This is a genomic window from Massilia hydrophila (assembly GCF_020208145.1).
GTDB classification, from domain to species: Bacteria; Pseudomonadota; Gammaproteobacteria; order Burkholderiales; family Burkholderiaceae_D; genus Telluria; species Telluria hydrophila.
Genome location: NZ_JAHYBX010000008.1, coordinates 146032 through 165441, shown reverse-complemented (window position 1 = coordinate 165441; position 19410 = coordinate 146032). Strand labels below are relative to the sequence as shown.

Below are 19410 nucleotides of genomic sequence, written 5' to 3'. Positions count from 1 at the left end.
AAAAACTCGCGAGAACAACATGACCCTGAGACACGCAACGCTCGTCGCCCTGCTGGCTGCGGCCTTCGGCGCCAACAGCGCCCTGGCCCAAAGCTGCCCCGCCAAGGGCCCGTCCCTGACCTACCCGGTTTCGAAGAAGGTCGAACAGCAAGACAACTACCATGGCACTACGGTGGCCGACCCGTACCGCTGGCTCGAGGATGCGAACAGCGCGGAGACCAAGCAGTGGGTGAGCGCGCAGAACGGCGTGACCCAGGCCTACCTGGCCCAGATCCCGCAGCGCGCCGCGATCCGCGAGCGCCTCACCAAGCTCTGGAACTACGAGCGCTACAGCGTGCCGGGCAAGGAAGGCGGCCGCTACTTCTACACCCGTAACGACGGCCTGCAGAACCAGTCGGTCCTGTACACGCTGAAGAACCTGAACGAGCAGCCGCGCGTCCTGCTCGACCCGAACACCATGTCCAGCGACGGGACCGTGGCCCTGGCCGGCATGGAAGTCAGCCCGGACGGCAAGCTGCTGGCCTACAGCACCGCCGCCTCCGGCTCGGACTGGAACGAAATCCGCGTGCGCGACATCGACACCGGCAAGGACCTGCAAGACCACGTCAAGTGGGTGAAATTCTCCAGCACCGCCTGGACCAAGGACGGCAAGGGCTTCTTCTACAGCCGCTACGACGAGCCGAAGGAAAGCACCAAGCTGGCCGACGTCAACTACTTCCAGAAGCTGTACTACCATCGCCTGGGCACCCCGCAGAGCGCCGACACCCTGGTGTACGACCGTCCGGACCAGAAGGAATGGGGCTTCGGCGGCCAGACCACGGACGACGGCCGCTACCTGGTCATTACGACCACCAAGGGCACTGCGCCGAAGTACCGCGTGTCCTACAAGGACCTGTCGAAGCCGGATGCGAAGGTGGTCGACCTGGTCGACAACTTCGACGCCGGCTATACCTTCATCGACAACATCGGCTCGACCTTCTATTTCAGCACCGACCGCAATGCCCCGCGCAAGCGCATCATCGCGATCGACCTGGCCAAGCCGCAGGAAAGCAACTGGAAGGAAATCGTTGCCGAGAGCACCGACACCCTGGCCGGCGCCGACATCATCAACAACCAGCTGGTCCTGAAATACATGAAGGATGCCCAGAGCCTGGTTCGCGTGCACGACCTCAAGGGCAAGCTGGTACGCGAGATCAAGCTGCCGGGCATCGGCTCGGTGGGCGGCCTGTCCGGCAAGCGCGGCGAGAGCGAGACCTTCTATTCGTTCACCGGCTTCACCACCCCGACCACGATCTATCGCCTGAACCTGAAGACCGGCCAGAGCACCGTGTTCCGCCAGCCGAAGGTCGACTTCAACCCGGCCGACTATGAAACCCGCCAGCAGTTCTACACCAGCAAGGACGGCACCAGGGTGCCGATGTTCATCGTCTCGAAGAAGGGCCTGAAGCTGGACGGCTCGAACCCGACCTACCTGTACGGCTACGGCGGCTTCAACATCTCGATGACCCCGGGCTTCTCGCCGGCCAACCTGGCCTGGATGGAGATGGGCGGCGTCTACGTGGTGGCCAACCTGCGCGGCGGCGGCGAATACGGCGAAGCCTGGCACCAGGCCGGTACCAAGCTGCAGAAGCAGAACGTGTTCGACGACTTCATCGGCGCGGCCGAGTGGCTGGTGGCGAACAAGGTCACTTCGCCGTCCAAGCTGGCGATCGGCGGCGGCTCGAACGGCGGCCTGCTGGTAGGCGCGGCCATGACCCAGCGTCCGGATCTGTTCGGCGCGGCGCTGCCGGCGGTGGGCGTGCTGGACATGCTGCGCTTCCACAAGTTCACCATCGGCTGGGCCTGGACCTCGGACTACGGCTCGTCGGAGAACCCGGAAGAGTTCAAGGCCCTGCTCAAGTACTCGCCGCTGCACAACCTGAAAGCCGGCACCTGCTACCCGGCCACCATGGTGACCACCGCCGACCATGACGACCGCGTGGTCCCGGCGCACAGCTTCAAGTACGCGGCGGCGGCCCAGGCGGCGCAGGCCGGTAGCGCGCCGATCCTGATCCGCATCGAGACCAAGGCCGGCCACGGCGCGGGTAAGCCGACCACCAAGCAGATCGAGGAGGTCGCGGACCGCTGGGGCTTCCTGGCACGCGAGCTGAAGATGGGCGAGGCGGCGTCGGCGACGGCGGTTGGCGGCAGCAACTAAACCGGCGCTGCGACATGAAAAACGGCCACTCGTGCGAGTGGCCGTTTTTGTTGGGGGCGCGCCGCCATGCGTTCGCATCGCGGGTCCGGGCCCGTTCCGTGGCGCGCATCCGTGCGCCGATACTACCGCTGCACGACTACCAGCAGGGCCTTCGCCTCCGCCTTGCCCGCATTCCTGATCACGTGCGCATGGTCGGCGGGATAGCGCGCCGTGACGCCATGCCTGATCTTCTTTTTCTCAGCCCCCACTTCGAGCTCGATCGTGCCGCTGATGACGGTGAGGTGCTCCTTGGTGCCGGGATCGTGCGCCTGCGAGGCCATTTCTCCACCGGGTGCCAGGGTCAGCTCATACCATTCATACTTGCCCGCCAGGTCCATCGGTCCCAGGATGCGCAGCGTGTAGCCGGCATGGGCGCCGGGCAGGGTAGGGGTCTCGTGGGCGTCCACCACGCGGATCAGGTCCACGGTCCGCACCTCGGACGACAGCAGTTCGCCGATCTCCACCCCCAGCGCGTTGGCAAGGCGCCAGGTGATGGCAATGGTGGGATTGGCCTTTTCGCGCTCGATCTGGGACAGCATCGACTTCGACACCCCCGCGATGCGCGACAGGTCTTCGAGGGTCAGCCCGCGCGCCAGGCGCAGGCGCTGTAGCGTGGCGCCAACTTCGGGCGGGGCATTATTTGTTAAAGTCTTTGTCATTGCCTGATCGTGTGCTTCCAGCTTGGCTTGCCAAGTTCATTAGCTGGGGGTAAGATTCAATATATTGAAATTTTGTTCGACATACAGAACTCGGTTCCATGAACCGAACAGGTCCAACGATACGACATTCGCCAAGCACCGGTCAAGCCGGGGCTGGCCAACCGACTACCAGGGAGTGGGAACAATGAGCGACGGAGCATTTTATAGCGGCCTGCAGGCGAAACTCGAGACGCTGCGCAACGATGGCCTGTTCAAGCCGGAGCGCGTGATCGCTTCGCGCCAGGGTTCGGAAGTGGTGTCCCAGGACGGCCGCACGCTCATCAATATGTGCGCCAACAACTACCTGGGCCTGTCCGGCGACGAGCAGACCTCCCGGGCCGCTGCCGCGGCGCTGGAAAAGTACGGTTACGGCCTGTCCTCGGTGCGCTTCATCTGCGGCACCCAGACCGTGCACAAGGAGCTGGAACGCAAGCTCTCGGAATTCCTCGGCACCGAAGACACCATCCTGTACGCGGCCGCTTTTGATGCCAACGGTGGCGTGTTCGAGCCGCTGTTCGACGAAAACGACGCGATCATCTCCGACGCCCTGAACCACGCTTCGATCATCGACGGCGTGCGCCTGTGCAAGGCGGCGCGCTACCGCTACGCCAACAACGACATGGCCGACCTGGAAAAGCAGCTGGTCGCCGCGCTTGACGCCGGCAAGCGCCACAAGATCATCGTCACCGACGGCGTGTTCTCGATGGACGGCACCATCGCCCAGCTGGACAGGATCGTCGCGCTGGCCGAGAAATACGGCGCCCTGACCATGATCGACGAATCGCACGCCTCCGGCTTCATGGGCAAGACCGGGCGCGGCACCCACGAGCACTGCGGCGTGATCGGCAAGATCGACATCATCACCGGCACCCTGGGCAAGGCCCTGGGCGGCGCGATGGGCGGCTTCACCTCGGGCCGCAAGGAAGTCATCGAAACCCTGCGCCAGAAGTCGCGCCCCTACCTGTTCTCGAACACCCTGGCGCCGATGATCGCCGGCGCTTCGCTAGCGGTGCTGGACCGGATCTCGGCCTCGACCGAGCTGCGCGACCGCCTGATGGAGAATACCGCCTACTTCCGCCAGGAGATCGAGCGCATCGGCTTCACCATCAAGCCGGGCACGCACCCGGTGGTGCCGGTGATGCTGTTCGACGCGCCGGTCGCCCAGAAATTCGCGGCCCGCATGTTCGAACTGGGCGTGCTGCTGTCGGGCTTCTTCTACCCGGTGGTGCCGATGGGCCAGGCGCGCGTGCGCGTGCAGCTCTCGGCCGCTCATACCCGCGAGCAGCTCGACACCGTGCTCGAGGCCTTCGAACAAGCCGGCAAGGAACTCGGCATCCTCAAGAATCAATAAGATCGGAACGGAAACATGGAACGCATCCTCATCATCGGCGCCAACGGCCAGATCGGCAGCGAGCTGGTCACCGCCCTCGCGGAGCAGCATGGCGCGGACAATGTCATCGCCTCTGACATCGGCAGCAACAACCTCTACGGCGCGGCGCGCTACACCCAGCTCGACGTGCTGGACCGCGAACGCCTGGCTTGCCTGATCGACAGCGAGGGCATCACCCAGGTCTACCAGCTGGCGGCGCTGCTGTCGGCCACCGGCGAAAAGGCGCCGCTGAAGGCCTGGACCCTGAACATGGACGGCCTGCTCAACATCCTGGAAGTGGCGCGCGAACGTGGCGAGGCGGGCAAGCCGCTGAAGGTGTTCTGGCCCTCGTCGATCGCGGCCTTCGGCCCGAACACCCCGGCCGAGAACACGGCGCAGTACACGGTCATGGACCCGACCACGATCTACGGCATCAGCAAGCTGGCCGGCGAGCGCCTGTGCGAGTACTATCACGGCAAGTATGGCGTGGACGTGCGTTCGATCCGCTATCCGGGTATCATCAGCTACAAGTCGCCTCCGGGCGGGGGCACCACCGACTACGCGATCGCGATCTTCCACAGCGCCCTGAAGGGCGAGACCTATGAATGCTTCCTGGGTCCGGAAACGACGCTGCCGATGATCTACATGCCGGACGCGATCCGGGCCACCATCGAACTGATGGACGCCCCGGCCGAGAAAGTAGCGATCCGTTCCTCGTACAACGTGGCCGGCGTGTCCTTCAACCCGCGCGAACTGGCGGCCGCCATCAAGGCAGCCGTGCCGGCCTTCGAGATCGCCTACAAGCCGGACAGCCGCCAGCAGATCGCCGACACCTGGCCGAAGAGCCTGGACGACAGCCGCGCCGCGGCCGACTGGGACTGGAAGGCGCGCATCGGCGTCGAGGAGATGGTCGAGAGCATGCTGAAGAACATCGACGTCGGCGTGGCCGCCTAGCGCTTCGCCTGTTGCACCCATGGTACCCATGCCGCGGCCCTGGCCGCGGCAATCACCATAACGATAAAAAACTGAAGAGTCGAGACAACGATGGACATGAGTGTGTTTGATCTGTTCAAGATCGGAATCGGGCCGTCGAGCTCCCACACGGTGGGCCCGATGGTGGCGGCGCGCCGCTTCCTCCTGGAGTGCGGTTCGCTCGAGCAGGCGGTGGGCGTCGAAGCCCACCTGTACGGTTCGCTGGCCCTGACCGGGGTCGGCCACGCCACCGACAAGGCCGTGATCCTGGGCCTGATGGGCGAGACCCCGCAGGGCATCGACCCCGACACCGTCGAGGACCGCCTGGCCGAAGCCGAGATGGACGGCGTCCTGAAGCTGCTGGGCGAAAAGGAAGTGCCGTTCCGCTACGCCACCGGCCTGGTATGGCACAAGCAGTCGACCCTGCCGGAGCACCCGAACGGCATGAAGTTCGTGCTCCAGCTGAAGGATGGCAGCATCATCGAGCGCATCTATTATTCGGTTGGCGGCGGCTTCATCACCGCGGCCGGCGAGAGCCAGCGCAGCGCCGACGGCTGCGGCACCCAGGTGCCGTTCCCGTTTTGCACCATGAACGAACTGCTGGCGCTGGGACGCGAACACGGGCTGTCGATTCCGCACATGCTGCGCGCGAACGAGCTGGCGCGCATGAGCGAGGCGGAGCTGGACGCGGGCCTGGACCGCATCTGGGAAACCATGCGCGACTGTATCGCGCACGGCCTGGTGACCGACGGCCAGCTGCCGGGGGGACTGAACGTCAAGCGCCGCGCGGCCAGGCTGTGGAAGGCGGCGCACTGCGACGCCGGCAACCGCCGCAACGAACTGCCGCATGACGCGACCCACCATGTGACCCTGTACGCGATGGCCGTGAACGAGGAAAACGCGGCCGGCGGCCGGGTCGTGACGGCGCCGACCAATGGCGCGGCCGGCATCATCCCGGCGGTGCTGCGCTACTACGCCGAAGACTGCCGCCCGAGCGACCCGGTACGCGGCATCCGCGACTTCCTCTTGAGCTCGGCCGCGATCGGCATGCTGTGCAAGAAGAATGCCTCGATCTCGGGCGCCGAAGTCGGCTGCCAGGGCGAGGTCGGGGTGGCCTGCGCGATGGCGGCGGCCGGCCTGGTGGCGGCGCTCGGCGGTTCCAACGAGCGTATCGAGAATGCCGCCGAAATCGGCATCGAGCATCACCTGGGCATGACCTGCGACCCGATCGGCGGCCTGGTGCAGATTCCCTGCATCGAGCGCAACGGCATGGGCGCGATCAAGGCCATCACCGCGGCCTCGCTGGCCCTGAAGGGCGACGGCACCCACTTCGTCAGCCTGGACAACGTGATCGAGACCATGCGCCAGACCGGGGCCGACATGCAGGTGAAGTACAAGGAAACCTCGCTGGGCGGCCTGGCCGTGCACGTCGTCACGGTCAACCACGCGGCCTGCTGAATCGGGCAAACTTCAGCCATTGGCGGGGCAGCGGGCCGGGCGCAGTGCGCACCGGCCCGGTTTTTTTGCAGCACAGCATAGGATTCCATTCGGGCGCTATAATAAAAGTTCAACCTTGGCCCGAACCGGATTTTCTACCGTATGCATTACGTCTCCACCCGCGCCACCAGCGCGTCCGCAGCACGCAATCCCCAGCGCTTTTCCGACATCCTGCTCGCGGGCCTCGCCCCGGACGGCGGGCTGTACCTGCCGGCGTCCTATCCGCAGGTCTCGGGCGCGGAGCTGGACGCGTGGCGCCAGCTGTCCTATGCCGACCTGGCCTACGAAATCCTGCGCAAGTTTGCCACCGACATTCCCGACGCGGACCTGCGCGCCCTGACCGCGAAGACCTACACCCCCGAGGTCTACCGCAACGCGCGCGCCGACGAACCGGCGCAGGACATCACGCCGCTGCGCGTGCTGGAAGACGGGGCGGCGGGCAAGCTGGTCCTGCAGGCGCTGTCGAACGGCCCGACCCTGGCCTTCAAGGACATGGCCATGCAATTGCTGGGCAACCTGTTCGAATACGCGCTGGCGAAGAACGACGAGGAGCTGAACATTTTCGGGGCCACCTCCGGCGACACCGGCAGCGCGGCCGAGTACGCGATGCGCGGCAAGCGCGGCGTGCGCGTGTTCATGCTGTCGCCGCACGCCAAGATGAGCGCCTTCCAGACCGCCCAGATGTTCAGCCTGCAGGATCCGAACATCTTCAACATCGCGGTCGAAGGTGTGTTCGACAACTGCCAGGACCTGGTCAAGGCCGTGTCGAACGACCTGGCGTTCAAGGCGCGCCACAAGATCGGTACCGTCAACTCGATCAACTGGGCGCGCGTGGTGGCCCAGGTGGTCTACTACTTCCGCGGCTATCTTGCCGCCACTACCGACAACGCGCAAAAGGTGTCGTTCACCGTCCCGTCCGGGAACTTCGGCAACATCTGCGCCGGCCACATCGCGCGCATGATGGGCCTGCCGATCGACCGGCTGGTCGCCGCCACCAACGAGAACGACGTGCTCGACGAATTCTTCCGCACCGGCGTCTACCGCGTGCGCAAGCCGGCCGAGACCTACCATACCAGCAGCCCCTCGATGGACATCTCGAAGGCATCCAATTTCGAGCGCTTCGTCTACGAACTGGTAGGACGCGACGCCGAGCGCACCCACGCGCTGTTCCGCAAGGTCGAGACCGACGGCGGCTTCGACCTGTCCGGCGCGCCGGGCAGCGACGGCGACGAGTGGAAGCTGGTGGAGCGCTACGGCTTCGCATCCGGCCGCTCGACCCACGCCGACCGCCTCGCCACCATCCGCGACGTGGCGGACGACTACGGCATCACGATCGACACCCATACCGCCGACGGCGTGAAGGTGGCGCGCGAGCACATGCGCCCGGGCGTGACCATGATCGTGCTGGAGACGGCGCTGGCGGCAAAGTTCAACGAGACCATCCTCGAAGCTCTCGGCAGCGACGCCGCGCGTCCGCCCGGCTTCGAAGGGATCGAGGCGCTGCCGCAGCGCTTCACCGTCATGCGTCCCGAGGTCGAGGCCGTGAAGGCCTTCATCGCCGCGCATACGGGGCTGTGATGAAGACGCCGATGCTATCCGTGCGCGAAGCCCTGGGGCGGCTGCTGGACGCCGTCCGTGCGGTCGAAGACAGCGAGATTGTGCCCACCCTGGAGGCCAATGGCCGCGTGCTGGCCGAAGACCAGCGCGCCACGATCGACGTGCCCTCGGCCGACAATACCCAGATGGACGGCTACGCGGTGCGCGCCAGCGACTGCGCGGGCGGCAGCGCGACCCTGCGCGTGGCCCAGCGTATCGCGGCCGGCAGCGTCGGCGTCCCGCTCGAAGCCGGCACTGCCGCGCGCATCTTCACCGGCGCGCTGATCCCGCCTGGGGCCGACGCGGTGGTGATGCAGGAACAGTGCGAAGCGGTGGGCGACAGCGTCACCGTGCGCCATGCGCCGCGGCCGGGCGAGTGGATCCGCCGCAGCGGCGAGGACGTGGCCGCCGGCGCCGTGATCCTGCCGGCCGGCACCCGGCTGCGCAGCCAGGAACTCGGGCTGGCCGCATCGACCGGGCTGGCGCGGCTGCCGGTACGGCGCCGCGTGCGGGTCGCGGTGTTCTTCACCGGCGACGAACTGGCGATGCCGGGCGAGCCGCTCCGGCCCGGCGCGATCTACAATTCGAACCGCTTCACGCTGCGCGGCCTCTTGGAGAACTTCGGCTGCGAGTTCACCGACTTCGGCATCGTGCCCGACTCGCTCGAGGCCACCCGCGCGACCCTGCGCCAGGCCGCCCTCGACCACGACCTGATCATCACGTCGGGCGGCGTGTCGGTGGGCGAGGAAGACCACGTCAAGCCGGCGGTAGAGGCCGAGGGGCGCCTAGACCTGTGGCAGATCGCGGTCAAGCCGGGCAAGCCGCTGGCCTTCGGCGCGGTAGGGCGGGCCGAAGGCGCCGGTTGCGCCCATTTCATCGGCCTGCCGGGCAATCCGGTGTCCAGCTTCATCACCTTCCTGCTGTTCGTGCGGCCTTTCCTGCTGCGCCTGCAGGGCGTGACCGGGCCGGTGGAGCCGGCCGGCTATATGCTGCGCGCCGATTTCGCCTTGCCCAGGCCCGACCGCCGCAACGAATTCCTGCGCGTGCGCATGAACGCCGCCGGTGGCCTCGACCTGTTCCCGAACCAGGGTTCGGGCGTGCTTACCTCGACCGTGTGGGGCGACGGGCTGGTCGACAATCCACCCGGCCAGGCGATCGCCGAGGGCGACCTGGTGCGCTTCATTCCCTTCGCCGAACTGCAGCACTAGGATGCCCATGAAAGTCAGCCTGCGATATTTTGCCTCGGTGCGCGAGCGGCTCGGCGCTAGCGAGGAAAGCCTGGAACTGCCGGAAGGCGTGACGACGGTGGGTGCGGTGCGCGCGCTGCTGGTGGCGCGCGGGGGCGCCTGGGCCGAGGCGCTTGGCCAGGAGCGTGCCCTGCGCATGGCCTGCAACCAGGTGATGTGCGGTCCCGAGGCGGTGCTTGGCGATGGATCCGAAGTGGCGTTCTTTCCGCCGGTGACAGGGGGGTAGGGGGTAGGGTGGTCGGCAAGGCCGACTACCCTGGAGCATGCCCCGCTCAGATCATCGCGATCGACTGCTCCGCCAGTTCGAGCAGCTTCGCGCAGCCGGCGCTGCGCTCGCCGAACTCGCGCCAGGCATTGGTGCGCGCCACCGCCTGCCACTTGCGCAAGGCCTCGGCGTTCATGTCGACGATTTGGGCGCCGCTCTTGGCGTAGACCGCGGCCACCGCCGCATCGTCGGCGCGCGCGGCCTTGCGCGCGAAGCCTTCCAGCTCGGCACCGACCGCCATCACGGCCGCCTGCTGCGGCTTGGATAAGCGTTCGAACACGGTGCGCGACATCATCAAGGGCTCGAACATGAACCAGTAGGCGCCGCCGCGCGCCGTGGTCAGGGCGCGGCTCGACTCGTGCAGGCGGAACGAGATCAGCGAGGTCGAGGAAGTCAGGGCCGCGTCCAGCGCGCCGCTGCGCATCGCGGCCTGGATCTCGTTGGACGGCATGTTGACCACCGTGGCGCCGGCATCGAGCAGCAGGCGGTCCATCTCGCGCGAGCCGCCGCGCACCTTGAGGCCGGCCACGTCTTCCGGATGGAGGATCGGCTTGCCGCGCGAGGCCACCCCGCCCGCCTGCCAGATCCAGCTCACCACCACCAGGCCCTGCTCGTGCAGGATGCGGGTCAGTTCGCGGCCGACCGGCGCATCCTTCCATGCATGGCCCTGCTCATAGGAGGTGACCAGGCCGGGCATCAGGCCGATGTTCGCTTCCGGCGCCTCGGCGCCGGCGTACGAGAGCGGGACCAGGGCCATGTCCAGGCCGCCATTGCGCAACGCGGCGAACTGGGCGTTCGGGGCCATCAGGCTGGCACCGGGATAGATCGAGAATTTCAGTCCGCCGCGGGTGCGGCGCTCGACGTCGGCCGCGAACATGCGGCACAGCCGGTCGCGGAAGTCGCCTTCGGCGATGCTGCCGCCTGGGAACTGGTGCGAGATCTTCAGGTTGGCTGGCTGCGCCCATGCGGACTGCATCCAGAGTGGCGTTGACGCGATTGCGCCGAGCACCGTTCTACGGGACATTGCTGCCCTTGTCATTACCGACATACACATCCTCCAAGATGTTGAAACGGACTGCCAGACGAGTCGTGGCGGCCTCGTCGAGCGGGCGCCATCGTTCGTTGTAGCGGATACAAGAATATTCTTGCCAGATCTATTGTCAAGAAGAATCTTATAGCTCTGGCAAATCCTTGCGCCTGCGCCGGGAGAACGCAGTGCAGCAATGCTGCCCCGCTCGCGGGGGCGCCATCTTGATGCAGCCGGGAGGATGCGGTTTCAGGGTTTCCGGGCGCAGCCAGGGCCTTCGGCGGCGCGGTAATAGCGCGAGCCGATGAAGATGGCGGCGGCCAGCACCGACCAGGCCAGTGACTCGCGCCACACGGTCTCGAAGGCGGCGCCGCGCAGGAACAGGTCGATCGCCAGCAGCAGGGCGAACATCGAGCCGGCGGCCAGCAGGTATTGGCCGCTCCAGTAGATCAGTCTTTGCATGGCGCTTTCCCTTCAAAGGCGTGCGAGGAAGCGGCGAATGGCGGCCGCTACCGCTTCGGGCTGGTCGATCATGGCGAAATGGCGCGCCTTGTCGATGATCTCGACGTCCAGGCGCGGTGTGCCGTCCATCAGGTCCCGATAATACGCCTGTTTCTCGGCCGCGCTGATGCCGTTCAGGAGCGGCGCGTCGGGCGCGTAATAGGGCACCAGGAGCAGCGTGGGCGCGCTGATGCGGCCCAGGCCCGGGCGCAGGTCGCGCGCCAGCAAGGCAGCCGTGTAGTCCGCCACCGCCCGCGGGTCGCTGCGCGCGCTCAGCCTGGCGGCATCGTCGGCCTTGCCCATGTCGACCATGCCGATCGCGCGCATGTACTGCAGCTGCTGGGCCGCGAAGGCCGGCCCGGCCAGCGCCGCCATCCGCTGGCGCGTCTGCTGCGCGAGCTGGGCGCGCTGTTCGGGCGCCATCTGCTCGGTGCGCGGGAACACCGGCAGTCCGTCGATCGCGACCACGCCGCCGACCAGCTGTGGCGTCTCCTGGGCCAGGGCCAGGGCCAGCGTGGCGCCAAGGCTGTGGCCGACCACCACCGGTTTCGCCAGCTTGCGGCTGGCAATCAGCTCGGCCAGCGCGGCGCGGCCGGCGTCGAAGGGGTCGCCGTCCACCGCCGGGCGGCCGTCGAAGCCGGGCAGGGTGACCACATACACGGAATGGGTCGGCGCGAAATCGCGCACGGTCTGGCCCCAGGCCCAGCTGCCGCTGGACAGGCCCGGCACCAGGACCAGGGCGCGTGCTCCGTTGCCGTGCCGCTCGACCAGCATGCCCTTGAGCTCGAAGCGTTCGACCGCCGCCGGCTGGGCGGCAAGGAAGCGGTTGGGCTGGTCTAGCGCCGGCTGCGCGAGCGCAGGGCTGGCGGCAAGGGGAAGGGCGGCGAGGCTGGCGGCGAATATTGCCGCGTACAGTGACGGGATGCTCATGCTTGCTCCTGGTCCGGGTTGAAGATCGCTTCGATGGGAAGTTTGAATAGCCGGGAAATGGCGAATGCGAGCGGCAGGCTGGGGTCGTAGCGCCCGGTTTCGATCGCATTCACGCTCTGGCGCGAGACGTCGAGCATGTCGGCCAGCTCCGCCTGGCTCCAGCCGCGCTCCGCGCGCAGGGCTCGGACGCGGTTGTTCATCGCTCCAGCCAGCGCCGCGCGACGCAAATGATGCCGGTCGAGCCGCACAGCACGCACCAGACGGTAAACATCGACAGGCGCGGGTAGCCCGCGGTCTCGAGGAAGCCATAGGTGAAACTCAGGCCGGCCGTGATGCCGGCGCCCAGCGCCAGCGACTCGAGCAGGAAGCGCCGGACGTATTCGTCGACGCGGGCGAAGTGGCGGGCGATGGCCCACAGCGCCAGCACGAAGCCGATCATCGGCGTCAGCAAGACCAGCGTCCGCAGCAGCCCGTCTTCCAGCGGCCGGCCCCAGCGGATCGCGGCCACCAGCAACACCGTGTACAGCAGCAGCGATCCCGTCATCTCGCGCAGGTAGGCTTTTCCAACCCGTTTTTCGTGCATGACATCCTCCGTCCAGTAAAGTATGCTTGACATCGTAGTCAAGGAAACCTGACATGTCAAGCTTACTTTACATGACGGCGCTACCCAGGTGGCCGCCGCACTTGTTATGCGGGCCGCAATCTCGACTACAATGCCGCTCCCTTGCTTCGATTAGCGTCCCGATGAACCAGCATTCCAGCCCTTCCCAACGTGTCGCCGTGATCGGCGGCGGTCCCGCCGGCCTGATGGCGGCCGAAGTCCTGGCGGCCGGCGGTGTGCAGGTGGATGTCTACGACGCCATGGCATCGAGCGGGCGCAAGTTCCTGCTGGCCGGAAAAGGCGGCATGAACATCACCCATTCCGAGGACCTGTCCGCCTTCCGCAGCCGCTACCGGGAGCGCGAAACACAGGTGGCGCGCTGGCTGGCGGACTTCGACCCGCAGGCAGTGCGCGCTTGGATCCATGGCCTCGGCATCGATACCTTCGTCGGCAGCTCCGGCCGCGTGTTCCCGACCGACATGAAGGCGGCGCCCCTGCTGCGCGCGTGGCTGCACCGGCTGCGCGAAGCGGGCGTGCGCTTCCACATGCGGCACCGCTGGCTCGGCTGGCAGGACGGGCAGCTGCGTTTCGCCACCCCGGAGGGCGAGCTGCTGCTGGAGGCCGGCGCCACCGTGCTGGCCCTGGGCGGTGGCAGCTGGGCGCGGCTCGGCTCGGACGGCGCCTGGGCCGGCATCCTGGCGGGGCGCGGAGTGCAGGTGGCGGCCTTGCGGCCCGCCAATTGCGGCTTCGAGCTGGACTGGAGCGCGCATTTCCGCGAACGCCATGCCGGCGCACCCTTGAGCACGGTGGCGATCGCCTGGCAGGATCCCGACGGCGCCCTGCAGCGCCGCCAGGGCCAGTTTGTGGTCACCGAAACCGGCATCGAAGGCAGCCTGGTGTACGCCCTGTCGGCGCCGCTGCGCGAGCAGATCGCGCGCACGGGCAGCGCCACCATCTGGCTCGATCTGCTGCCCGACCTCGACGCGGCGCGGGTGGCGGCGGAGGTGGCGCGCCCGCGCGGCTCGCGTTCGCTGTCCAGCCACCTGGGGGGACGGCTCGGCATCAAGGGCGTGAAAGCGGGCCTGCTGCACGAATGCCTGTCGAAGGAGGAGTATGCGGATTCGGCGCGGCTGGCGGCGGCATTGAAGGCCTTGCCCCTGGTTCTGCGCCGCACCCGGCCACTGGACGAGGCGATCAGCAGCGCGGGCGGAGTGCGCTTCGAGGACCTGGCCGAGGATGGCGCCATGCTGCGTGCGCTGCCGGGCGTGTTCGTGGCGGGGGAAATGCTGGACTGGGAGGCGCCGACCGGCGGCTACCTGCTCACCGCCTGCTTCGGCAGCGGGCGCGCCGCCGGGCGCGCCGCGCTGGACTGGCTCAGTCGGAGAAACTGACCGCGCCGCTGCCGGTGCGGCTCACGCTGCGCTCGGCCGGGTTGCCGGTGACGTCGATGTCGCCGCTGCCGGAAATCGAGGCGACCACGCTCTGGCGCGCATGCACGGTGCTGTGTCCCGAGCCGGTCTGGCTCACGTGGACCTGTTCGGCGCGTAGGTGGCGCGCATCGAGCTCGCCGGAGCCGCTGGCGCTGGCATGCAGTTCGCGGGCGCTGCCGACCACGGTGAAATGGCCCGAACCGGTGAGGGCGGCGTCGAGGCGTTCGATACCGGCGCCCGCATTCAGGTCGAGTTCACCGTTGCCGCTCAGGGCCGCGTCGACTTCGCGGAAGCGCCCGTTGAAGCGCAGGCTGCCGCCGCCTTCCATCCGCACCTCGATCCGCTCGCCGGAGAAGCCGTTGACCGTGCTGTCGCCGCGCCCGTCCACGGTGATCGCTTCCAGGGCGGGCAGCACCAGTTCCACCTGGAGCGGGCGGCGGTGGCCCAGCACCATGCCGCGGATGCCGATGTGCAGCACTTCGCCCTCCTTGCTGACGTCCACGTTGTCGAGCAGGCGCGCTTCGCCGCGCACCTTCAGCGATGGCGTGGCGCCGTAGCGCAGGGTGAGGTCGATCGGGCCATCCAGGTCGACCGCGTTCACGCCTTCCGGCACGGTGCGCATCTCGCTCTCGATCTGCCGTCCCTCGGCCGCGGACGACACCCCGTTGGTGCGCAGCATCGCGTAGCTCAGGCCGATGAGCACAAAAGCCAGCAGCAGCAGGCTGAACCCGACTCTCAGGAGTGCGCGCATGCTCATGCTCCCCTCAGCAGCGACAGGTTCATCTTCAGGTAGCGCTTCAGGCCGATGAAGGTATAGCGGGTGATCACGAGCGAGAGCAGGAACAGCAGGATCCCGCCCACCACCATCCCCAGACCGACGAAGGTCTGGGTAGTGCGCGATTCGCCGTCCATGTCGGTGTTGATCTGGATGCCGGCGTCGGCCACCTTCTCGGCGCGCCGGATCACGACGCTCGAGCCTGAGCCTGCGCGCGAGCCGGCCCCCGCCTCATCCTGGTCCGGGACCGGGTCGGGATCCTCGTCGCCAAAGATCTGGATGCCCTGCTGGCCGATCGAGACGCGGGTGCGCACGGTGCCGGTGGTTTCGCGCCGTTCGCCGTTTTCCAGGATCTCGATCCGGTGCAGCGGATTGTTCAGCACCAGCTCGCTGGCGCCGGCCAGGCCGCTGGCCGTGATCGCGATGCCCGAGACATAAAAGCCGAGCGCGCTGGCGTAGATCGCGACCAGCAGCGCGCCGAAGACGGCGGCCGGGATCACCATGAACAGGTTGAACACCAGCAGGCCGGCGCCAGCCACGATCACGCGCAGCGCATTGGCCGGGGACTTCTTTGCGGCGAAGGCCTCCATGTGGGTGTTGGCGCGCAGCGTCACCGCGACCTTGCGCGGATCGCCCAGCTCTTCGGCGATGCTGTCTTCGCTGCGCCCGAGCGCGGCGCCGTCGACGAAACGCTGCTCGTACCAGGCCAGGGTCTTGGCCTGTGTTTCCGGCGGCAGGCCCGCCATGGCCCGCTTGAGCGCGTCGAGATATTCCAGTTTGCCCATGTGCAGAAGTTTCCCAGTCAGTGATGTGCCAGGACCGGGATGGTGCCGATCGCCTGCGCGGTTTGCGGCCCCGAGCCGCCGATGAGTTCCGGATGCACCAGGATGGCGGTGCTGATGGCCACCAGGAGCACCAGGGCCAGGGTGCGCAAACCGAGCTGGATGTTGTTCATGATGTTCGATCCGTAAGGGTTGGGCCCCGGTTCACGGGGCGTGCTTCGATGCTGTCACCTTACGGATCCCGGCGCGGCCGCGCCATCGGTGTGCGACAAACTGCGCTTTTCCAGGGCCAGGGTGCGGTAGGCGCCGATAACCGTCGCCGCCGCGGCGCCGCTGCGCACAGCCGTCTCCAGCGTGGCGGGATAGTCGCTGGCGGTATAGTCACCGGCCAGCGCCAGGCCAGGCAGCGCCGTCTCGACGCCCGGCCGGTCGAGGCCCGGGGTGCAGGCAAAGGTGGCGCGCTTCTCGGTAATCACGCGGCTCCAGCGCGGCGCGGCGAGCGCCGGGCGGGCCAGGTCCTGCGCCAGCTGTGCGGCGATGGCCGCGGCCAGCGCGTCCTGGTCGAGCCGGGCGGCCTCGCCCGCGGCACTGACGACCACCGCCAGCAACCCGGGCTGGGCGGCGTCGAGCTGGCCACGGTCGAACACGAACTGGCCCCAGCGGCCGGCCGGCGGATCGTCCAGCAGCGCGTAGAAGGGCAGGTCGAGGCGCAGCGTGGTGTCGTACTGCAGGTAGCAGGTGGCGATCGGCTCGTAGTCCAGGGCCCCGAGCCGCGCAGCCAGCGCCGGTTCGAGGGGGGCCAGCAGGGACGCCGACACGCTGGCCGGTGTCGCCAGTACCACTGCGTCGAAGCTGGCTTCCTGGCCGGCCAGCAGGGCGCGCCAGCTGCCGCCGGGCTGCGCCGGTGGCGTCAGCGCACCGACCCGGCAGCCGGTCATGACCGTGGCGCCGCGCCCTTCGAGATAGCGCGCCGCCGCCTGCGGGAACAGAGCGCCCATGTCCAGGCGCGGCAGCAGCATGTCGGAGGCCGCGCGGCGCCATGCGCCCAGGCTGTCGCGCAGCACGGCCAGGAACACCTGGCTCGAGGCGCGCTCGGGCGGGGTGTTCAGGGCCGCGATGCACAGCGGGTGCCACAGCAGGCGTTTCACACGCGGGGTCTGGTCGAAACGGTCGAGCAGTTCCTCGACCGGGCAATCGTGGTACAGCACCCAGCCCATGCGGCGCGCGGTACTGGCAAAGCGCGCCAGCGCCAGCTTGTCGGCGCGCGCCAGGCCGCGGGCGCGCAGCAGGGCGCCCGCCAGGTGCCAGGGCGCGGGCCAGCGCGGCGCCACGAAATCCATGCCGCCGCTGCCGTCCGGCGGCGCGTACGGATAGCGCATCTGCAGTGGCAGGCGTAGCAGGGCCTGGGCCGGGTCGACGCCGACCTGGCGCAGCATGCGCAGGGTTTCGCCATAGGCGCCCAGCAGGATGTGCTGGCCGTTGTCGAGGAGCGTGTCTCCCGCCGCGCCGCCGGCCTGCAGCGCGCGCGCGCGTCCGCCCAGGCTGCGCGCGCTTTCGGCCAGCGTGACGCTGGCGCCGCCATGCCGGGCGGCCAGTTCGACGGCGGCGGCGCAGCCGGCCCAGCCGCCGCCCGCCACCAGTACCCGCCATCCGCCCTCAGGTGCGGACATAGGTCTTCCACGCCAGCCACAGCTTGCGCAGCGGCGTGAGCGAGATGCGCTGGTTCAGCACATGGAAGCCGTCGCGTGCGATCTCGTCCAGCAGGGTGCGGTAGATCGCAGCCATCATCAGGCCCGGGCGCTGGGCGCGCCGGTCTTCCTTCGGCAGCAGGGCCAGCGCCTCGTCGTAGGTGCGCTGGGCGCGCTCGTTCTGGAAGCGCATCAGGGCCTCGAACTTCTCGCTGTGGCGGAAATTGAGGATGTCGGCGGCGGTCACGTTGAAGCGCTGCAGTTCGTTCACCGGCAGGTAGATGCGGCCCTTGCGCGCGTCGTCGCCGACGTCGCGGATGATGTTGGTCAGCTGGAAGGCCAGGCCGAGCTTCTCGGCATAGGCCAGGGTCTGCGGGTTGGTATGGCCGAAGATGCTGGCCGACAGGATGCCGACCACGCCGGCCACCCGCCAGCAGTAGCGTTCCAGGTTCGGGAAATCGAGATAGCGGCTCTGGTCGAGGTCCATTTCCATGCCGTCGATGATGGCCTGCAGGTGCTGCTGCTCCAGCCCGTAAGGCGCGATGTGCGGCTGCAGGGCCTGGGTCACCGGGTGGGTGGGCGTGCCGGTATACATGGTCGAGACTTCGGTGCGCCACCAGGCCAGCTTGATGCGCGCCACCGAGGCGTCCGAGGTCTCGTCGACCGTGTCGTCCACCTCGCGGCAGAAGGCATACAGGGCCGTGATCGCGCGCCGGCGCTCGGGCGGCAGGAACAGGAAGCTGTAATAGAAGCTGGAGCCGCTCTGGACCGTCTTTTGCTGGCAGTATTCGTCGGGAGACATGGAATCTTTATTATTGCTGAGGCGAATCCGCTATCTTAGCCGATACGGGGGGCGCCAGGTAGAGACGGGACCTGCATGCGAGGGACTACATGCGCAGCGCGCGCCAGCCCACCACGAGCCAGTCGGCCGCGGCCAGGGTGGGGCGGCGCCGGAACACGTCGTACTCGGCGCGTTCGATGGCTTCCAGGATGCGCAGCCCTCCCTGCACCATCAGCCGCAGTTCCCAGCCGATGCGGCCCGGCAGGCGCCGCACCAGCGGCGTACCGCTGAGCATCAGGGCGCGCGCGCGCTCGACCTCGAAGCGCATCAGCGCGCGCCAGGCCGGCGTGGCCGGCCCGGCCGCCAATTCGTCCTCGCCGATGCCATGGCGCGCCAGGTCTTCCAGCGGCAGGTAAATGCGGCCCTTGGCCAGGTCGATCGCGACGTCCTGCCAGAAGTTGATGAGCTGCAGGGCGGTGCAGATCGCGTCCGCATCGCGCAGGTTGCGCTCCTCGGTGGCGCCGTACAGGGCCAGCATCAGGCGCCCGACCGGGTTGGCGGAGCGCCGGCAGTAGTCGAGCAGGGCGGCATAGTCGGGGTAGCGGCTGGTGGCGACGTCCTGCCGAAATGCCGACAGCAGGTCGTGCAACGGTTCCAGCGGCAGCCGGTAGGCCCGTACCACGCCGGCCAGGCGGGCGAACAGCGGGTCGCCAGGCGTGGCGCCGGCGTCGATGGCGTCCAGTGCGCGCCCGTAGCGGTCCAGTTCGGCCAGGCGTTCCGGTGCGCTGGCATCGCCCTCGTCCGCGATGTCGTCGGCGCTGCGGGCGAACGCATAGATGGCCTCGACCGCCGGCACCAGGCGCCGCGGCAGCAGGAAGGAGGCGACCGGGAAGTTCTCGTAATGCTCGACGGGCATATTTGACTGTTGACTCTAATCTCGGATTGCTGGCGATTTCGCTGATTATAATTGCTCAATTACAAATGCCAAGTTTCTGATTGGCAAAACCTATGACAG

General features: G+C 67.8%; 20 protein-coding genes. 8 read left to right on the top strand and 12 right to left on the bottom strand.

Annotated features, from left to right (window positions below):
- Positions 1–19 precede the first annotated feature (19 nt).
- Positions 20–2197: a prolyl oligopeptidase family serine peptidase gene (locus LE190_RS17585; RefSeq protein WP_225239918.1), complete on the top strand. Its 2178-nt coding sequence runs from the start codon at positions 20–22 to the stop codon at positions 2195–2197.
- Positions 2198–2319: 122 nt separating this feature from the next.
- Here the strand turns inward: LE190_RS17585 and LE190_RS17580 are convergent, their stop codons facing one another.
- Positions 2320–2895, bottom strand: a complete 576-nt coding sequence (locus LE190_RS17580; protein ID WP_224946065.1) for a helix-turn-helix domain-containing protein — start codon at positions 2893–2895, stop codon at positions 2320–2322.
- A gap of 184 nt (positions 2896–3079) precedes the next feature.
- Here LE190_RS17580 and kbl point away from each other — a divergent pair, with 184 nt between their 5' ends.
- The 6 genes from kbl to moaD all read left to right on the top strand — a co-directional run bounded on the left by kbl (position 3080) and on the right by moaD (position 9841).
- Complete coding sequence (kbl, locus tag LE190_RS17575; protein WP_225239917.1) at positions 3080–4285, top strand: glycine C-acetyltransferase; 1206 nt, start codon at positions 3080–3082, stop codon at positions 4283–4285.
- 15 nt (positions 4286–4300) lie between these two features.
- The gene (locus tag LE190_RS17570; RefSeq protein ID WP_225239916.1) at positions 4301–5257 is read left to right on the top strand and encodes an NAD-dependent epimerase/dehydratase family protein; all 957 of its coding nucleotides are present in this window, start codon (positions 4301–4303) and stop codon (positions 5255–5257) included.
- A 90-nt stretch (positions 5258–5347) separates the two neighbouring features.
- Complete coding sequence (locus LE190_RS17565; RefSeq protein ID WP_225239915.1) at positions 5348–6733, top strand: L-serine ammonia-lyase; 1386 nt, start codon at positions 5348–5350, stop codon at positions 6731–6733.
- 141 nt (positions 6734–6874) lie between these two features.
- Positions 6875–8350: a threonine synthase gene (thrC, locus tag LE190_RS17560; RefSeq protein ID WP_225239914.1), complete on the top strand. Its 1476-nt coding sequence runs from the start codon at positions 6875–6877 to the stop codon at positions 8348–8350.
- An 11-nt stretch (positions 8351–8361) separates the two neighbouring features.
- Positions 8362–9576: a molybdopterin molybdotransferase MoeA gene (locus LE190_RS17555; protein ID WP_369598437.1), complete on the top strand. Its 1215-nt coding sequence runs from the start codon at positions 8362–8364 to the stop codon at positions 9574–9576.
- Between the two features lie 7 nt (positions 9577–9583).
- Positions 9584–9841, top strand: coding sequence for a molybdopterin converting factor subunit 1 (moaD, locus tag LE190_RS17550; protein ID WP_225239912.1), 258 nt, complete (start codon positions 9584–9586; stop codon positions 9839–9841).
- A gap of 46 nt (positions 9842–9887) precedes the next feature.
- On the opposite strand, the gene dctP is transcribed toward moaD, so the two are convergent.
- From dctP to LE190_RS17525, 5 genes are all read right to left on the bottom strand, one after another.
- Positions 9888–10856 (bottom strand): TRAP transporter substrate-binding protein DctP, encoded by a 969-nt coding sequence (gene dctP / locus LE190_RS17545; RefSeq protein ID WP_225239911.1) that lies wholly within the window; start codon positions 10854–10856, stop codon positions 9888–9890.
- 300 nt (positions 10857–11156) lie between these two features.
- On the bottom strand, positions 11157–11369 hold the full coding sequence (locus LE190_RS17540) for a hypothetical protein (RefSeq protein ID WP_225239910.1): 213 nt from the start codon (positions 11367–11369) through the stop codon (positions 11157–11159).
- 12 nt (positions 11370–11381) lie between these two features.
- Positions 11382–12338, bottom strand: coding sequence for an alpha/beta fold hydrolase (locus LE190_RS17535; RefSeq protein WP_225239909.1), 957 nt, complete (start codon positions 12336–12338; stop codon positions 11382–11384).
- Positions 12335–12538: a helix-turn-helix transcriptional regulator gene (locus LE190_RS17530; protein ID WP_225239908.1), complete on the bottom strand. Its 204-nt coding sequence runs from the start codon at positions 12536–12538 to the stop codon at positions 12335–12337. The genes LE190_RS17535 and LE190_RS17530 overlap by 4 nt, the downstream gene beginning before the upstream one ends.
- The gene (locus tag LE190_RS17525; RefSeq protein WP_225239907.1) at positions 12535–12921 is read right to left on the bottom strand and encodes a hypothetical protein; all 387 of its coding nucleotides are present in this window, start codon (positions 12919–12921) and stop codon (positions 12535–12537) included. Before LE190_RS17525 ends, LE190_RS17530 begins: the two co-directional genes overlap by 4 nt.
- Before the next feature lie 161 nt (positions 12922–13082).
- Here LE190_RS17525 and LE190_RS17520 point away from each other — a divergent pair, with 161 nt between their 5' ends.
- The gene (locus tag LE190_RS17520) at positions 13083–14330 is read left to right on the top strand and encodes a TIGR03862 family flavoprotein (RefSeq protein WP_225239906.1); all 1248 of its coding nucleotides are present in this window, start codon (positions 13083–13085) and stop codon (positions 14328–14330) included.
- Here LE190_RS17520 and LE190_RS17515 read toward each other — a convergent pair.
- From LE190_RS17515 to hpnC, 6 genes are all read right to left on the bottom strand, one after another.
- Positions 14314–15120, bottom strand: coding sequence for a head GIN domain-containing protein (locus LE190_RS17515; protein WP_225239905.1), 807 nt, complete (start codon positions 15118–15120; stop codon positions 14314–14316). The genes LE190_RS17520 and LE190_RS17515 overlap by 17 nt on opposite strands.
- 2 nt (positions 15121–15122) lie before the next feature.
- On the bottom strand, positions 15123–15929 hold the full coding sequence (locus LE190_RS17510) for a DUF1700 domain-containing protein (RefSeq protein ID WP_225239904.1): 807 nt from the start codon (positions 15927–15929) through the stop codon (positions 15123–15125).
- 17 nt (positions 15930–15946) lie between these two features.
- The gene (locus LE190_RS17505) at positions 15947–16099 is read right to left on the bottom strand and encodes a hypothetical protein (RefSeq protein ID WP_224946050.1); all 153 of its coding nucleotides are present in this window, start codon (positions 16097–16099) and stop codon (positions 15947–15949) included.
- A gap of 54 nt (positions 16100–16153) precedes the next feature.
- Positions 16154–17596: a hydroxysqualene dehydroxylase HpnE gene (gene hpnE, locus LE190_RS17500; protein ID WP_225239903.1), complete on the bottom strand. Its 1443-nt coding sequence runs from the start codon at positions 17594–17596 to the stop codon at positions 16154–16156.
- Complete coding sequence (gene hpnD / locus LE190_RS17495; RefSeq protein ID WP_225239902.1) at positions 17583–18416, bottom strand: presqualene diphosphate synthase HpnD; 834 nt, start codon at positions 18414–18416, stop codon at positions 17583–17585. The genes hpnE and hpnD overlap by 14 nt, the downstream gene beginning before the upstream one ends.
- Positions 18417–18501: 85 nt before the next feature.
- Positions 18502–19311: a squalene synthase HpnC gene (hpnC, locus tag LE190_RS17490; RefSeq protein WP_225239901.1), complete on the bottom strand. Its 810-nt coding sequence runs from the start codon at positions 19309–19311 to the stop codon at positions 18502–18504.
- Positions 19312–19410 lie beyond the last annotated feature (99 nt).

What these genes read in the sequence shown, in the direction of transcription:
- LE190_RS17585 (WP_225239918.1), top strand. Translation starts at nt 20, where the DNA reads ATGACCCTGAGACACGCAACGCTCGTCGCCCTGCTGGCTGCGGCCTTC.
- LE190_RS17580 (WP_224946065.1), bottom strand. Translation starts at nt 2,895, where the DNA reads ATGACAAAGACTTTAACAAATAATGCCCCGCCCGAAGTTGGCGCCACG.
- kbl (WP_225239917.1), top strand. Translation starts at nt 3,080, where the DNA reads ATGAGCGACGGAGCATTTTATAGCGGCCTGCAGGCGAAACTCGAGACG.
- LE190_RS17570 (WP_225239916.1), top strand. Translation starts at nt 4,301, where the DNA reads ATGGAACGCATCCTCATCATCGGCGCCAACGGCCAGATCGGCAGCGAG.
- LE190_RS17565 (WP_225239915.1), top strand. Translation starts at nt 5,348, where the DNA reads ATGGACATGAGTGTGTTTGATCTGTTCAAGATCGGAATCGGGCCGTCG.
- thrC (WP_225239914.1), top strand. Translation starts at nt 6,875, where the DNA reads ATGCATTACGTCTCCACCCGCGCCACCAGCGCGTCCGCAGCACGCAAT.
- LE190_RS17555 (WP_369598437.1), top strand. Translation starts at nt 8,362, where the DNA reads ATGCTATCCGTGCGCGAAGCCCTGGGGCGGCTGCTGGACGCCGTCCGT.
- moaD (WP_225239912.1), top strand. Translation starts at nt 9,584, where the DNA reads ATGAAAGTCAGCCTGCGATATTTTGCCTCGGTGCGCGAGCGGCTCGGC.
- dctP (WP_225239911.1), bottom strand. Translation starts at nt 10,856, where the DNA reads ATGCAGTCCGCATGGGCGCAGCCAGCCAACCTGAAGATCTCGCACCAG.
- LE190_RS17540 (WP_225239910.1), bottom strand. Translation starts at nt 11,369, where the DNA reads ATGCAAAGACTGATCTACTGGAGCGGCCAATACCTGCTGGCCGCCGGC.
- LE190_RS17535 (WP_225239909.1), bottom strand. Translation starts at nt 12,338, where the DNA reads ATGAGCATCCCGTCACTGTACGCGGCAATATTCGCCGCCAGCCTCGCC.
- LE190_RS17530 (WP_225239908.1), bottom strand. Translation starts at nt 12,538, where the DNA reads ATGAACAACCGCGTCCGAGCCCTGCGCGCGGAGCGCGGCTGGAGCCAG.
- LE190_RS17525 (WP_225239907.1), bottom strand. Translation starts at nt 12,921, where the DNA reads ATGCACGAAAAACGGGTTGGAAAAGCCTACCTGCGCGAGATGACGGGA.
- LE190_RS17520 (WP_225239906.1), top strand. Translation starts at nt 13,083, where the DNA reads ATGAACCAGCATTCCAGCCCTTCCCAACGTGTCGCCGTGATCGGCGGC.
- LE190_RS17515 (WP_225239905.1), bottom strand. Translation starts at nt 15,120, where the DNA reads ATGCGCGCACTCCTGAGAGTCGGGTTCAGCCTGCTGCTGCTGGCTTTT.
- LE190_RS17510 (WP_225239904.1), bottom strand. Translation starts at nt 15,929, where the DNA reads ATGGGCAAACTGGAATATCTCGACGCGCTCAAGCGGGCCATGGCGGGC.
- LE190_RS17505 (WP_224946050.1), bottom strand. Translation starts at nt 16,099, where the DNA reads ATGAACAACATCCAGCTCGGTTTGCGCACCCTGGCCCTGGTGCTCCTG.
- hpnE (WP_225239903.1), bottom strand. Translation starts at nt 17,596, where the DNA reads ATGTCCGCACCTGAGGGCGGATGGCGGGTACTGGTGGCGGGCGGCGGC.
- hpnD (WP_225239902.1), bottom strand. Translation starts at nt 18,416, where the DNA reads ATGTCTCCCGACGAATACTGCCAGCAAAAGACGGTCCAGAGCGGCTCC.
- hpnC (WP_225239901.1), bottom strand. Translation starts at nt 19,311, where the DNA reads ATGCCCGTCGAGCATTACGAGAACTTCCCGGTCGCCTCCTTCCTGCTG.